The organism is Nonomuraea sp. NPDC052634 (assembly GCF_040678535.1).
In the GTDB taxonomy this organism is placed as follows: Bacteria; Actinomycetota; Actinomycetes; order Streptosporangiales; family Streptosporangiaceae; genus Nonomuraea; species Nonomuraea fastidiosa.
In genome coordinates, this window is sequence record NZ_JBFATY010000020.1 from 41699 (window position 1) to 54927 (window position 13229).

19 protein-coding genes and 2 pseudogenes are annotated in these 13229 nt (G+C 70.0%); 8 read left to right on the plus strand and 13 right to left on the minus strand.

Annotated features, from left to right (window positions below):
• Window positions 1-69 precede the first annotated feature (69 nt).
• On the minus strand, window positions 70-243 hold the full coding sequence (locus tag AB0K67_RS39545; RefSeq protein ID WP_364070509.1) for a CGNR zinc finger domain-containing protein: 174 nt from the start codon (window positions 241-243) through the stop codon (window positions 70-72).
• 7 nt (window positions 244-250) lie between these two features.
• Between AB0K67_RS39545 and AB0K67_RS39550 the strand changes: the two genes are divergently transcribed.
• From AB0K67_RS39550 to AB0K67_RS39565, 4 genes are read left to right on the plus strand one after another with little or no spacing between them, the layout of a single operon-like run.
• A complete protein-coding gene (locus tag AB0K67_RS39550; protein ID WP_364070512.1) occupies window positions 251-619 on the plus strand; it encodes a pyridoxamine 5'-phosphate oxidase family protein in 369 nt (122 codons plus the stop codon).
• Between the two features lie 29 nt (window positions 620-648).
• Window positions 649-840: a ferredoxin gene (locus AB0K67_RS39555; protein ID WP_364070515.1), complete on the plus strand. Its 192-nt coding sequence runs from the start codon at window positions 649-651 to the stop codon at window positions 838-840.
• Window positions 841-842: 2 nt separating this feature from the next.
• Entirely contained in the window at window positions 843-1628 is a 786-nt protein-coding gene (locus AB0K67_RS39560) for an FAD-dependent oxidoreductase (RefSeq protein ID WP_364070518.1), read from the plus strand.
• Window positions 1625-2086, plus strand: coding sequence for a nuclear transport factor 2 family protein (locus AB0K67_RS39565; RefSeq protein WP_364070520.1), 462 nt, complete (start codon window positions 1625-1627; stop codon window positions 2084-2086). Before AB0K67_RS39560 ends, AB0K67_RS39565 begins: the two co-directional genes overlap by 4 nt.
• Before the next feature lie 51 nt (window positions 2087-2137).
• On the opposite strand, the gene AB0K67_RS39570 is transcribed toward AB0K67_RS39565, so the two are convergent.
• Window positions 2138-2320 (minus strand): hypothetical protein, encoded by a 183-nt coding sequence (locus AB0K67_RS39570; protein WP_364070632.1) that lies wholly within the window; start codon window positions 2318-2320, stop codon window positions 2138-2140.
• Window positions 2321-2561: 241 nt separating this feature from the next.
• Window positions 2562-4160, minus strand: a pseudogene (locus tag AB0K67_RS39575) (protein kinase); the annotation flags it as partial.
• Here AB0K67_RS39575 and AB0K67_RS39580 point away from each other — a divergent pair.
• A complete protein-coding gene (locus tag AB0K67_RS39580; RefSeq protein ID WP_364070523.1) occupies window positions 4146-4496 on the plus strand; it encodes a hypothetical protein in 351 nt (116 codons plus the stop codon). The pseudogene AB0K67_RS39575 and the gene AB0K67_RS39580 overlap by 15 nt on opposite strands.
• A gap of 9 nt (window positions 4497-4505) precedes the next feature.
• On the opposite strand, the gene AB0K67_RS39585 is transcribed toward AB0K67_RS39580, so the two are convergent.
• The 3 genes from AB0K67_RS39585 to AB0K67_RS39595 are packed head-to-tail and all read right to left on the minus strand — an operon-like array spanning window position 4506 to window position 6952.
• Window positions 4506-5321 (minus strand): alpha/beta hydrolase, encoded by an 816-nt coding sequence (locus AB0K67_RS39585; RefSeq protein WP_364070526.1) that lies wholly within the window; start codon window positions 5319-5321, stop codon window positions 4506-4508.
• Window positions 5322-5340: 19 nt separating this feature from the next.
• On the minus strand, window positions 5341-6327 hold the full coding sequence (locus tag AB0K67_RS39590) for a hypothetical protein (RefSeq protein WP_364070529.1): 987 nt from the start codon (window positions 6325-6327) through the stop codon (window positions 5341-5343).
• A gap of 22 nt (window positions 6328-6349) precedes the next feature.
• Window positions 6350-6952, minus strand: a complete 603-nt coding sequence (locus AB0K67_RS39595; protein WP_364070532.1) for a VC0807 family protein — start codon at window positions 6950-6952, stop codon at window positions 6350-6352.
• A gap of 413 nt (window positions 6953-7365) precedes the next feature.
• Between AB0K67_RS39595 and AB0K67_RS39600 the strand changes: the two genes are divergently transcribed.
• Entirely contained in the window at window positions 7366-7566 is a 201-nt protein-coding gene (locus tag AB0K67_RS39600; protein ID WP_364070535.1) for a hypothetical protein, read from the plus strand.
• On the opposite strand, the gene AB0K67_RS39605 is transcribed toward AB0K67_RS39600, so the two are convergent.
• The 3 genes from AB0K67_RS39605 to AB0K67_RS39615 all read right to left on the minus strand — a co-directional run bounded on the left by AB0K67_RS39605 (window position 7542) and on the right by AB0K67_RS39615 (window position 8421).
• Entirely contained in the window at window positions 7542-7784 is a 243-nt protein-coding gene (locus AB0K67_RS39605) for a hypothetical protein (protein ID WP_364070538.1), read from the minus strand. The genes AB0K67_RS39600 and AB0K67_RS39605 overlap by 25 nt on opposite strands.
• A gap of 136 nt (window positions 7785-7920) precedes the next feature.
• Window positions 7921-8130: a hypothetical protein gene (locus tag AB0K67_RS39610; protein WP_364070541.1), complete on the minus strand. Its 210-nt coding sequence runs from the start codon at window positions 8128-8130 to the stop codon at window positions 7921-7923.
• Between the two features lie 156 nt (window positions 8131-8286).
• Window positions 8287-8421, minus strand: coding sequence for a hypothetical protein (locus tag AB0K67_RS39615; protein WP_364070544.1), 135 nt, complete (start codon window positions 8419-8421; stop codon window positions 8287-8289).
• 507 nt (window positions 8422-8928) lie between these two features.
• Here AB0K67_RS39615 and AB0K67_RS39620 point away from each other — a divergent pair.
• Window positions 8929-9375, plus strand: coding sequence for a helix-turn-helix transcriptional regulator (locus AB0K67_RS39620; RefSeq protein ID WP_364070546.1), 447 nt, complete (start codon window positions 8929-8931; stop codon window positions 9373-9375).
• A gap of 46 nt (window positions 9376-9421) precedes the next feature.
• On the opposite strand, the gene AB0K67_RS39625 is transcribed toward AB0K67_RS39620, so the two are convergent.
• From AB0K67_RS39625 to AB0K67_RS39640, 4 genes and pseudogenes are all read right to left on the minus strand, one after another.
• A complete protein-coding gene (locus AB0K67_RS39625) occupies window positions 9422-10015 on the minus strand; it encodes an ATP-dependent Clp protease proteolytic subunit (protein WP_364070548.1) in 594 nt (197 codons plus the stop codon).
• Window positions 10012-10638 (minus strand): ATP-dependent Clp protease proteolytic subunit, encoded by a 627-nt coding sequence (locus AB0K67_RS39630; protein WP_364070551.1) that lies wholly within the window; start codon window positions 10636-10638, stop codon window positions 10012-10014. Before AB0K67_RS39630 ends, AB0K67_RS39625 begins: the two co-directional genes overlap by 4 nt.
• A 745-nt stretch (window positions 10639-11383) precedes the next feature.
• The gene (locus AB0K67_RS39635) at window positions 11384-11578 is read right to left on the minus strand and encodes a hypothetical protein (RefSeq protein ID WP_364070635.1); all 195 of its coding nucleotides are present in this window, start codon (window positions 11576-11578) and stop codon (window positions 11384-11386) included.
• A gap of 103 nt (window positions 11579-11681) precedes the next feature.
• Window positions 11682-12191, minus strand: a pseudogene (locus AB0K67_RS39640) (SDR family NAD(P)-dependent oxidoreductase); the annotation flags it as partial.
• Window positions 12192-12285: 94 nt separating this feature from the next.
• Between AB0K67_RS39640 and AB0K67_RS39645 the strand changes: the two are divergent.
• Window positions 12286-13203, plus strand: a complete 918-nt coding sequence (locus AB0K67_RS39645) for a LysR family transcriptional regulator (protein WP_364070554.1) — start codon at window positions 12286-12288, stop codon at window positions 13201-13203.
• Window positions 13204-13229 lie beyond the last annotated feature (26 nt).

A 13229-nucleotide genomic window follows, 5' to 3' on the forward strand; every position in this document is an offset into this window, starting at 1 on the left:
GCCGCTCATCACCCTGGAGGGATCGCAACCGTAGCGAGTATGAAGTGCCCCGGCGCGGCCGGAGGATCGTTACCGCACTTTGGCGTAGTGGCGGGCGGCTCGGGCGCGGTTGCCGCAGCCGGGTGAGCACCACTCGCGGCGGGTGGTGTCGCGGACGAAGTGCAGCACGCAGCCGGGGCCGGGGCAGGCGCACAACTGGTGGCGGAGCGGCCCGGCGAACAGTACGACGGCTTCCTCCGCCATCTCGGCGATGGCGGCCGCGACCGGGCGGCCCGGGCTGGGAACCGACGCCTCGCACCGCGGCGGAAACCCCGGCTTCGTCACGGTCACCGGCGGCCGCACCCTGACCTGGCCCGACTATGCCGGCAACGCGATGTACATGACCCTGGGCAACCTCGAACTCGAACCGCGCTGCGGGCTGCTGTTCCTCGGCTGGGACGACGGCCACGCCCTCCACCTGACCGGCCGCGCCCGCGTCGACTGGGACCCGGAGCGGGCGGCCTCCGTGCCAGGGGCGCAGCGGCTGATCGACTTCGAGGTCGACCAGGCGATCGAGGTGAGCGGCGCGATCCCGCAGCGGTGGTCCTTCGGCGGATACTCCCGCTTCAACCCCGCGTGAACACCATCAAGCAGACCTGAAAGAGAACCATGCGTGTCCATGTCGACATGAACCTGTGCCAGACCCACGCCCCATGCGTGTTCGCCGCGCCGGAGGTGTTCGCCCTCGACAACCACGACGAGCTGGTGTACGACGCCACGCCCGCCGATGCGCTGCGGCCCGCCGTCGAGGAGGCGGCCCACGCCTGCCCTGTACAGGCCATCATCCTCGAGGGGACCTGATCGTGCCCGGCCGCATCGCGATCGCCGGCGGCGGCCTCGCCGGGCTGTCGGCCGCGCGAGAGCTGCGCCGCCTCGGCTACGACGGCCGGATCAGCGTGGTCGGCGCCGAGCCGCACCGGCCCTACCGCCGTCCGCCCCTGTCCAAGGAGTACCTCCTCGGCGACGACACCGGCCTCGCCCTGCCCGGCGCCGGCGAACTCGGCGTGACCTGGCTGCTGGGCCAAGCCGCCACCGGCCTGGACCTCACCGCCCGCCGGCTACTGCGCGGCGCGCAGGAGCCCGTCCCGTTCGACGCCCTGGTGATCGCCACCGGAGTGCGTCCCCGCATCCTGCCGGGCATCGACGGCCTTCGCGGTGTGGTCACCTTGCGCACCCTCGACGACACCCGCACCCTGCGCGGCGCGCTCGCTGGCCGTCCCCGTGCCGCCGCCGCCGGAGACGTCGCCCGATGGCCGTCCCCCATGCTGGGAGGGCGGCTGATCCGTGTGGAGCACTACGGCAACGCCGTCGCTCAGGGCGCCCACGCCGCACGCGCGCTGCTCGGCATCGCCGGCCGCTACGAGCCGGTGCCCTCGTTCTGGTGCGACCTGTACGGCCACCGGCTCAGATCCGTCGGGCTCACCGGAGCCGGATACGAGTCGCGGCTCCTAGCTCACGAACTCGATGGCCGGGTTCTGGCCGAATACCGCCACAACGGACGGGCGGTCGGCGCTGTGACCGCCGGCTTCCTGCACCGGCTGACCACCTACCGCCACCTGCTGACCGAATCGACCAAGGAGCACGCATGACCCGTCCCCCTGTCCCGCCCTTCACCGCCGAGACGGCTCGGGCCAAAGTCCAGGCCGCCGAGGACGCGTGGAACACCCGCGACCCGCAGCGCGTGGCACTCGCGTACACGCCGGACTCGGTCTGGCGCAACCGCGACGAGTTCATCACCGGCCGCGACGAGATCATCGCCTTCCTGACCCGCAAGTGGGCGAAGGAACTCGACTACGCGCTCCGCAAGGAGCTGTGGGCGTTCACCGGCGACCGGATCGCCGTCCGCTTTCAGTACGAATGGCACGACGCCGACGGCCGGTGGTGGCGCAGCTACGGCAATGAGCTGTGGGAGTTCGACGCCGACGGGCTGATGCGGCGGCGCGAGGCCAGCATCAACGACCTCCGTATCACCGCCGGGCAACGACGCATCTTCGGCCCGCGCGGAGCCGGCGTCCAAAGCCCGTCCCTCCTGATCGCTCAGTCTTGACGGGCCCTGCGGGGAAGGGTTCGCGGATGCTGCGGGCGCCGGTCGAGATGATCACCTCACGACCTCCCACAGCCGTACCGTCGCATCTGCGCTGCCCGTGGCCAAGAGCCGGCCGTCGGGGCTGAACGCTACGGCGCCGACGACGTTGGTGTGGTCGGTGAGAGGCCCGCCGATAGGGCTGCGAGTGGCCACGTCCCACAGGCGTACGGTTTGGTCCCTGCTGCCGGTTGCCATCGGGACTGAAGGCGATGGAGAGGATGGAGCCCTCGTGACCCGCGAGATGGCCGATCATGGTGTCGTTGTCCGCACGCCACAACTGCACTACGTCGTCGGCGCCCACCGCGTCATCGACGTCCAGCTCTGCGTTGCTGGCCAAGATCGTGCCGTCAGGGCTGAAGGCCACCTCGCCCAAGGACCCGTTGTAAGAGGTGAGGGGTTCACCGATCGGGGTGCGAGTCGCCACGTTCCACAGGCGCAAGGCGTCGTCGCGAGTAGCCAGGATCTTCCCGTCAGGGCTGAACGCCACAGAGCCAACGAGGCCGGTGTGGGCGGCCAGGGGCTCGCCGATGGGGTCGCGGGTGGCCACATCCCACAGGCGCACGGTTTTGTCCCCGCTAGCGGTTGCCAGCATCGTGCCGTCAGGGCTGAACGCCACACAGTAGACGGCGTGGTCGTGGCCCCTGAAAGGCCCACCGATCGGGGAGCGGGTGGCGACGTTCCACAACCGTATGGTCTGGTCATGGCCGCCGCTTGCGAGGATCTTGCCGTCGGGGCTGAATGCCACGGAGCTGACGGCGTCGGTGTGGTCGGTGAGGGGGCGGCCGATGGGGGTGCGGAGGGCCACATTCCACAGACGTACGGTTTTGTCCTCGCCGGCGGTGGCCAGGATCTTGCCGTCGGGGCTGAACGCGACCGTGTAGACGCCGTCGGAGTGGCCGGTGAGCGGCTCGCCGAGAGGGACGGCTGGGCGGCTTCCCACGATGGCGTAGTACAGGGCCGGTACGGCGGCGGCCAGCCCCACTCCGCCCAGCCCGAACAGGAGACGGCGGCGAGTGAGAAACCGCCTTGGTGCGTTCGGCTGTTGATCTGAAGGTGACGGCGGGAGGACGGCAGTGGGGGAGGGCGCCGGTTCGGGCCCCTGCGGAGCCGGAACCTGCTCGGTCGGGAACAGTGCGGTCGATTGGGCAGGCGGCTGGTGTTGCTGCCGGCTCTGCGGCTGATTCTGGGCGAGCGGGACGAGCTGGGCACGGAGCTGCTCGGCGGTCGGGCGTTGCGCGGGGTCGCGGGTGAGCAGTGCCCTCAGCACCGGCTCCAGAGGACCGGCGTGACGAGGCGGGGCGGGCTCTTCGGTGGCGATGGCGACGAAGATCGCTGCGGCGGTCGGCGCCTGGAACGGCGGGTGGCCTTCGACCGCGGTGTAGAGGGTGGCGCCGAGCGACCAGAGGTCGGAGGCGGGTGTGGCGTCCTGACCGCGTACTTGCTCGGGCGCCATGTAGGCGGGGGTGCCCAAGATGGCCCCTGACATGGTTAGGGTCATCTCGCCTTCGACGGCTGCGATGCCGAAGTCGGTCAGGACGACGCGGTCGTTCTCCAGCAGGACGTTGGCGGGCTTGATGTCGCGATGCGTGATGTCGGCCTGGTGCGCCGCTTGCAGGGCGTCCAGCATCTGCAACCCGATCTGCGCGACCCGATGCGGCGGCAGGGCACCCTCTTTCGATAACAGATCGGCCAGGGAGTGCCCGCGTACCAGCTCCATGACGATCCAGGGGCGCCCGTCGTCGCCGGTGACCCGGTCGTGCACGGTGACGATGCCGGGATGCTTCAGCCGGGCGGCGGCGCGCGCCTCCCGGCCGAGCCGGGCGATCCAGACCTGCCGCGCAGCGTCGTCCAGCTGCTGGGGGAGGCGCAGTTCCTTGACGGCCACCTCTCGGTCGAGTTGCTCGTCGTGGGCTCGCCAGACCGCCCCCATGCCGCCTTGCCCCAGGAGGCCGATGAGACGGTACCTGCCTGCCAGCAGGCGTCCGGATGCGATGTCCGCCTCTCGGTGCGGCTCCTTCTCATGCAGCGAGTCCAAGGCGTGCCCCCTCGCAGGAACTCGTGTCCGATCGAAGATCAGATCATCTCAGAAATCTCCCAGCGTGGCGGCGAGACGCCACTGCGGGACCTGCTCGGTGATCACCTGCTGGACCTGCTGCTGGAGCGTTCACGCGACGGCTCTGGCGGGCTGCGGCCGACCGGTGAAAGCTCGGTGCTCGGCAGACCGGTCAAGGCGGTGCTGGAACGCGCGCTGGAGACCGAGCTCATCAGGCAGCAGCCGTTGAAGCTACGGGCCTCAGCGCGAGGGCCGGGCACGTGCGCGATCACCTCGTGGCGGTCGTCACCCCGCGTGCCGCGCGTGGCCGGGTCGTGAGCGCCGCCGTCAGGATGTGATGAAGGCCAGCAGGTCGGCGTTGAGCTGCTCGTGGTGGCTGGCGAAGACGCCATGGCCGGCGGTGGGGTATTCGACGTAGCGGCAGCCGGGGATGAGCTTGGCCGTACGGCGGCCGGTGACGTCGATCGGGGCGGAGAAGTCGGCGACGCCGTGCACGACGAGAGTCGGCACCGTGATCTTCGGGAGCGTGTCGCGCAGGTCGGCGGTGCGCACCACCTCCTGCCCCTTGAGCACCGCCCACGGCGACGGCCGCAGGCACAGCCCCATCATCCAGTCGATCATCGCCGGGGAGACCTGCGGGTTGAGGTGGCTGGCGAAGAACGCCTGCGCCTGGTCGGCCAGCGCCTTGGGCCGGTCGGCGCGGAACTTCGCGGCCGCCGCCTCCACCGCCTGCGCGGGCACGCCCTCCGGGTTGTCGTCCGACCGGATCAGGCACGGCAGCATCGTGGATACCAGGGCGGCGCGGACGACCCGCTGCTGCGCGTGCCGCACCAGGTAGTGGGCGACCTCGACACTGCCCAGCGAGTGCCCGACCAGCGTGGCCCCTTCCACGCCGGTGTGGCGGAGCAGGGCGGCCAGGTCGTCGGCGAAGGAGTCGAGGTCATAGCCGGTGGACGGACGGTCGGAGCGGCCGTGCCCGCGCCGGTCGAAGGCGATGCAGCGGTAGCCCCGCTCGACGAAGTAGGGGATCTGGTACTCCCACATGTCGGCGTCCAGCATGACCCCGGCCACGAAGACGATGGGCTCGCCCTCGCCGTAGTCCTCGTAGGACAGTCGCGTGCCGTCGAAGCTTTCGAAGAACATGCTCCCCCTTGAGAATCGATCAAGAATCGTACGCGGTGGCGAGGGCGTGGAAGGCCGCCTTAGGGTGCAGGCTCCTGTCCTGGTCGATGCGGACGAGCCCGTAGGAGGCCAGGTCGAGGTCGTAGCTCGGGTCCGGGTGGTGCGGATACCGGTAGCCGGCGAACGTGTACCAGAAGGCGGTGTCCACCCCCTCCTCGTCGAAGATGCGCAGGAGATCGCGCAGGTAGGCGGCCTGACCTTCCTCGTCCCGCTCGTAGGAGCCGTTGAGCCGCCACGGGTCCTGCGTACGGTCGACGACGAGGAAGCCGGTGCCGCCCCGGTCGGCGGCGCCCCGGTAGGTGCAGCAGCCGAACTCGGCGATCGCCACGGGGCGGCCGTGGCGGTGCAGCGCGCGGATCTCGTCCCGGTAGGTGGCGGCGTTGCCGGCCGCGCGGTAGGCGTCGGCGGCGACGTAGTCGAACGGCGTCCAGTCCACCCGCTCGAACGGCACCGACGCGTAGGTGACCTTGCCGCCGAACCGTTGACGGACCGTGGCGACGGCCTCGGCAAGGAAGGCGTTGATGCGCTCGGGCAGGGCCTGGAGCAGGCCGGGCAGCTCGGGACCGCGCCCGGCCACGAGCGCGATACGGGTGAGGAAGTCGTCGCCGGGCAGGAAGCCGTGCGCGAACAGGCTCAGCTCGCCTCCGGTGACCAGCACCACCTCGGCCCCGCCGCGGCGGAGCTGCTCGGCGCGGTCGGCGCAGTCGGCGAGCAGCGGCAGCAGCTCCTCGGCGGTCAAGTCGCAGGGGAACGGCGAGTACCACACCTCCAGCCCGGCCTCGGCCGCCTCGTGCGCCGCGAGCGTCAGCCGGTCGGGGTTGCTGCCGGTGACGCGTACCGCGGTGCAGTGCAGGTCGCGGGCGATGGTCCGCATGTCGCGGCGCACATCAGCCGGGTCGAACGTTTCCCGCGACCAGCCGTCCGACACGGCGGTCCCGGTGTCGTAGTGGACGCCCTCACCGCGCACGGGACACCTCCGCGACCGCCATCTAGATGCGGCGCCTGCGGTACCACATCACCCAGACGGCCAGCAGGACCACGGTGACGACGTGCAGTGCCGTGGACAGACCCGCCATGGTGTCGATGGGCAGCAGGTAGACGAGCACGACCGGTGCGACGGCGTCGAGCAGCAGCCCTGCGCCGATCACCATGCTGAGCACGAAGAAGTGGCGGCGGAAGGCGGGATCGGCGTGCCAGCGCTCCTCGAGCCGTACACGCGCGGCGTCGTCGGCCGCGTTGAGACGCCGGATGAGCGCGTACACGATCGGCTTTCCGATGAGGCAGGAGCCCACCAGCAGCAGGCCCGCCGCGCCGGCCAGAACCGACTCCCTGGCCAGCAGGATCCTGGGGTCTCCGGTGAGCAGCGACACGGCGAGCAGCAGCAGGAAAATGACGCTCACCAGGGCGGCGAGTCCGTTCAGTCGCCGCCGCACCACGGCGACGTACGCCACCCGTATCAGGGCGGCGAGCCCGCCCGCCGCCAGGGCGGGCAGCGCTTCCATGCCGAGCGCCCGGCAGAGGTAGAAGACCACGGCGGGCAGCCCGGCATCCCACAGCAGTCCCGCGACGAGCCGGCGGTTGTCCATGTGCATGACACCTCCTAGATCAGGCTGGGAACGCTAGGGGCGCCTCGTCCGGGTGTCCTCAACCCGCGGCATGAGATCGCGCATCTCCACCCTGGGGTGGAGATGCGCGGCGAGGTGCGGCGATATCGGGTTCCTGATCGGTGGGGGAACGAAATCACTATTGGGCAGGGCGGAAGCGGCTCTGCTTCGCTGCCGGAGCATCACAGCACCCGCCCGAGAAAGACGGATCCTTCGATGCCCGGCACGTCTCGCCGTCCCCTGCCGGCCGCCGCCGCCCTCACACCACCGACGGTGGGCGAGAAGGCGGCCTCGGCCGCCGTGCTAAGAACCGCGCAGGACTACTACGACCGCGCCGCCGAGCACGCGCGCGTACCTGTCCTCCGGGCGCGCCGCGGCCGCCGTGATGCGGAAGCCGGGGGGTGGACGTCGAGCTGAACAAAACAAACCACGGCGGCGCCGACTACGGCCTGGCCCGCGTGGAGCAGCTGCGGGCCGGGCCTTCATCGGCGCGGATCCCGTTCGTCATCGGCTCTCGCGAGGCGCAGCGCTTCATGATCACAGGGGCGGACAATGACGAGAACCGGCACCCGTCACTTCAGAGCAAGGTGTTGAAGCCGTAGAAGACGATGCGCTGGTCGTCGTCCAGCTCTTCCTCCAGCTCCTCGATGTACTCATCGAATTCTTCATCGTCCAGCTCCTGGCCGACGCGGCTCGCGGTACCGCGTGCGAGATCGATGAGCACACAAGCGTCTTGGGGGAGCAGCGGAGGTTCGAGCCGGGGCCAGGTGAGGTTGTCCCAGCCGATCGTGACCTGCACCTCCTCAGGCCGCTTGCTCACCAGCTCGGGATCACCGCTCCTTCAAGGTCGAGCGTGGAGAGATGCTCGTACCCGCTTCCCGGCTTGGGGAGACCGCCGAGCTTTCGCCCCTGTTCGTCGAAACGAAACTCGGTGAAGCCGGGGATCCTCACCGTCGTCAGTGGATAGACGGGCTGTTCCCAGGCACCTCACCGTGCTGGTACACGCGTAATTCGCAGGTGTCATCGGGCCCGCCGATCCAGTGGCCGTCCCTGACATAGCGAGCGGCCGCCTGCATGACAGCGGCCTGATCATTACTGACCTTGACGAACTCCCAACCGCCGCCGCCCTGTATGAACGATCCTTCGAACAAGTAGAAGCTGTGCATCACACTCCCGGGTGTCTTGTGAACCTGGCTGCCGACATCTGGGTGACATCTGTGCTCGTGCGGACCGGATCACAGTCTGACGGTTGGGAATCCGCCCGGCATCACGACGTGTCGCCGCGTGCGGATCGGGCTTGGGCTTCGGGCACCGGCGCCACCTCACCACGAACACCGGCCGGTGTCGCCGCCGATCGACATCGTTCCGAGCGGCAGCGGGTCGCTGCGCCGGCGCGTCCTGCCGATCCGGTGCGACTCGCTGCGGCAGGCGAAGGCGTTGGCGAATTGGCCGAGCACGACGGCGGCTTGGCGGTCATCTTGACGTTCCGGTGTTGGGGATGGACGAAAGCCGTCGTGGCCGCGAAAGAGGCGGTCACCCAGCTGATCACGACGGAGACGACGCCGAGCTGGACGGCGGCTCGCAGGCAGGCTGTCAGCACCGCGCGCCCGTGACCGAGACGGCCCAGCCACGCCACCAGGGCGCCTAACGCGGCGAGAGCCACCAGCGCGATGGGCAGAACAGGGGTGAGAGAGATCAAGGAAGAAGAACGCGCACCCGGAAGCGTCCCCGTCGCGGCTCTGCCGCCACGTGGTCTGCCCGGGCTCGGGACACACGTCTCCGTAGCCCGACGACCAGCCGTCCCGGCCCGCATCTCGGCGGCACGGTGCGCCTCGCTGCTACGGATCTTCAGCGCCCGATGACCATGGGCTCGCATGACTGCTGGATGGAGGTGGCCGGGGTGGGGTTCCGCTGTGCGCGAAGGCGGCGGGACCTGGCCGCGTTGTCTCCCTATCGTGTGGGGTATGGCCACCTCCATCCAGCAGCCGGCGTCCATCTCGTCGCTACGTCCCAAGGCCGATCGGGCCGCCGACAAGCCCGCTCCGGCGCGCGAGCCGCTGTGGCGGGAGGTGCTCGGTGAGTGCCTGCGGAGCCTTCGCCAGGAGCGGGGCGAGAAGCTGAGCGAGACGGCGGCGCGCGCCGGAGTCTCGCCGCAGTACCTCTCCGAGATGGAGCGCGGCGTCAAAGAGCCGTCGAGCGAGATGATCGCCGCGGTCGCAGGCGCGCTGGATGTGACGCTGGTCGATCTGACCCTCGCGGTCGCGGATCGGGTGCGGTCCACTCAGGTCGGCGAGGTGCGGTCCGCTCAGGTCAGCGCTATGCGGTCCGGCCAGGTCACCGCGGTGCGGTCCGCGAAGGTCAGCGCGCGGTACGGCGCCGTCTGCTCGGCCGCGTACGCGCTGGCGGCGTAGCGGTCGGCAGGATCACGCGGCCGGCAGGATCACGCGGCCGGCGGCCTTACGGGCGGCGTTCCCCGAAGATCTCGTCGATGAGCCCGTATTCGAGAGCCGCGGCCGCGGTGAACACGCGGTCGTGATCGGTGTCGGCGCGCAGGGTCTCGACGGTCTGTCCGGTGTGCCGTGACAGGATGGTTTCGATGTCCGCGCGGACTCGTACGACCTCGTCGGCCTGCAGGATGAGGTCGGGGATCGGCCCGCGCCCCTGAGCGGCCGGCTGGTGCAGGACCACGCGGGCGTGGGGGAGCGCGGCACGCTTCCCCTCGGCTCCCGCGGCGAGGAGAACGGCGCCGACTGCCACGGCCTGACCCACGCAGGTCGTCGAAACGCGCGGGCGGATGTGGCGCATGGTGTCGTAAATGGCGAGCATCGCGCTCGGGTCCCCGCCCTCGCAGTTGATGTAGAACTGGATTTCGGCGTCGGGATTGTCCGCCTCCAGGAAAATCAGCTGCGCGATGATGGTGTTGGCGACGCCCGCGTCGATGGCGGTGCCGAGATAAACGATCCGCTCGGTGAGCAGGTGCGAGTAGACATCCATGATCCGCTCGCCGCGCGGATTCTGCGCGATGACGTTCGGAATCGTATACGAGCTCACTTACCCGCTCCTTCGGTGATGCTGAATCCGGGCTTATGGCGATTGCGCGGGGCGATTTCGTCGAAGTTCTGCACGATGGAGTCGATGAAGCCGTAGTCGAGCGCTTCCTGCGCCGTGTACCAGCGGTCGTGCAGCGAGTCCTCGAAGATCCGCTCGAAGGGCTGGCCGGTGTCCTCGGCGATGAGGCCGAGCACCGTGTCGCGCGTGTGCCGCAGGTCGCCGGCCTGCAGCTCGATGTCGACCGCCGTGCCGCCGATGCCCGCCGAGCCCTGGTGCATCAGGACGCGCGAGTGCGGCAGAGCGCGTCGCTTGCCCTTGGTTCCCGACGACAACAGGAATTGACCGGCGCTGTAGGCGATTCCTAGGACGAGCGTGGACACGTCGCAGGGAATGAGACGCATGATGTCGCGAATCGCCAACATGGAGGGAACCGAGCCGCCGGGGGAGTGAATCCACAAAGCGATATCGGCCGACGGGTCCTGGGTGGCGAGCGCCATCATCTGCGTGGCCAGCAAAGTGCCGTTGTCGTCGTCTAGTGGGCCGTCGAGAACGAGAACTCGCTGCTCGTAAAGCTCGCGCCGCATTCGCTGGTTGAACAGCGGAACACTTGATTTTTCGCTCATGCGTCCATCATGGGCGGCGCTAAGGGGCCCGATCGACCGAATCTGCCTGGGGCAGATCTGCTCTCAGCAGCGTGGAAGGACGATCTTCGATGGCCGTTGCGACGTAGGCTCGACGGATCCCCGGATGTTCCTCCGGCGCTTCTGGCGGAGAGCGGCGCCGTCTTTGAATGTGACGGCGTGGCGCGCCCGAACGCTGGTGATCAAGCGCCACCATCGGTCCGTCGGCCCAGCCCGCCGGGGAAGGCTTCGCGGGATTCGGAGCTCACGGGTACGGGCCGCACGGCCGCCGGGTCGCCGAGGACATCGTGGAGCAGGTACGCAGGTGGGACCGCGACCACCGGAACGGGCCAGGCCCGGCGTTCTCCGTCTGGCCGATCGACGTCCCCGAGGAGGCGCTGCCCGAGGGGGCCGTCATCACGAAGCGTCACTCCCGCGTCTCGATCCTCGCTCCTGAGGTGAGCGGCCGGTCGATCATGTACGGCGGCGACACCACTGCGGCGGCGGTGAGCGGATGGCGGATGGGAGACACCGTCTGTGCCCATCCGGATGATCTGCCCGATCAGGGCTCGGTACAGGCGTGCACGCCGTGGTGCCACCATTCCATTCGACCCAGCCGGGGCACAGAATGCGCACGGCATGATGGAGATGTCGCTATCTGGACGGGCCACAGCGCAGAGAGCGGGCACCGGGGCGGGGCAATCCCGTTCCGTAGCCGCCCCGCCCCGCAGAGGCATGAGCGCGCACCTCAGCCGAATGCGGCCTCGGTGACCGGTGCCCACTCTCGCCACTCGCGCAGCCGCTCGGCGTAGATGGCTTCGATCTCGGGGAGCGTGTTGCCGAGGACGAGCCGCCGGGGCGGCTTCTCGGTGTCGGCGAGCAGGAGGATCGCGTCCGCGGTCGCCGCCGGGTCGCCGAGCACCCATTCCTTGGCGTCGGTCACCTCGTGGACGGCGGCGTAGTCGGGGTGACGCTCGGCGGTGCGCAGGCTGGTGGCGCCGGCGAAGTCGGTGGTACGGGCCGGGCTCGACCATGGTCACGTGCACGCCGAACGCGGCGACCTCCTGGGCCAGCGACTCGGACAGGCCCTCGACCGCCCACTTGGAGGCGTGGTAGGCGCCGATCGCGGGGTAGGCGCGTACGCCGCCCTCGCTCGTGATCTGCAGGATCCGGCCGGAGCGCTGGGCTCGCAGCACGGGCAGGACCGCTTGGGTGACCCAGACGGTACCGAAGAAGTTCGTCTCCATCTGGGCGCGCAGGTCGGCCTCGGTGAGCTCCTCGACCATGCCGAAGAGGCCGTAACCGGCGTTGTTGACGACGACGTCGAGCCGCCCGAACCGCTCCACGGCCCGCTCGACGGCCTCGAAGGCCGCCTTCCTGTCGGTGACGTCGAGGGGCAGTGCCAGGACGTTGTCGCCGTAGCGGCGTACGAGCGGGTCGAGCGCGGTGACGTCACGGGCGGTCGCAACGACTCGGTCGCCGCGCCGCAGCGCGGCTTCCGCACACAGGCGGCCGAAGCCGCGCGAGGCGCCGGTGACGAACCAGATCTTGGACATGATTTCCTTCCCCCAGGTTTTCCTGCTTTCAGCATGCGTACGCTTCAGTCATTCCACAAGCGAGGCTTTCGCACAGGAGGCATGCGGACTTCGCATGGCTAAGCTGGATCGCATGGCGGAGTTCACCGTTCCGGCGCTGCGGGTCGTCCACGCCGTCGTCGGCACCGGATCGTTCACGGCGGCCGCTGAGCTGCTCGGATACACGCAGTCGGCGATCTCCCGGCAGGTGGCGGCCGCGGAGTCGGCCGCGGGGACGCCGTTGTTCGTCCGGAAGGCCCGTGGGGTGGAGGCGACCAGGGCGGGCGAGGCGGTCGCGCGGCGGGCAGCGGCCGTGCTGGCCGAGCTCGACGCGCTGGGCCGGGAGCTGGCCGCGCTCGCCGACCCGCTCGCCGAGCAGGTCACGCTCGGCGCCTTCCCGACCGCGACCTGGTCGCTCGTCCCCAAGGCCGTGGCGGCGCTCCGCAGCGAGCACCCCGAGCTGGCCGTCGAGCTGCACGAGGCGTCCAGCCCGGCGCTCCTGCGCCAGGTGCGGGCGGGCGGCGTCGACGTCGCCGTGATCGCCGTCGGTCAGAGCCTGCCCGACTACGACCTGCACGACCTGCGCACCGAACGCCTGATGACCGGCGGCATGGGCATCGTCGCCGTGCCGGAGAACCACCGTCTCGCCGGACGGTCGCGCGTCTCGGTCGAGGATCTGTCCGGCGAGCCCTGGATCGTCGGTACGGGGCCGCGCGGCGACCCGCAGTTCGGTGCCTGGCCGACGTTGCCTGAGCCCCGCATCGCCCACCGCATCCGCGACTGGAACGCCAGGCTCGGCTTCGTCGCCGCCGGGCTCGGAATCACGACCGTCCCCCGGATCGCCGTCTCCGGCCTGCCCGCCGGGATCGCCGTCGTCGAGGTGGACGACCCCGCCTATGCCGGGCGTACCACCCTGGCCGTGACCAGGCCAGAGCCGTCTCCAGGGCAGCGCGTCGTCATCGCGGCCCTGCGAGCCGCGGCCGAGTCCGCATGACCCCGTGCAAGCCTCCGGCCGGTCCT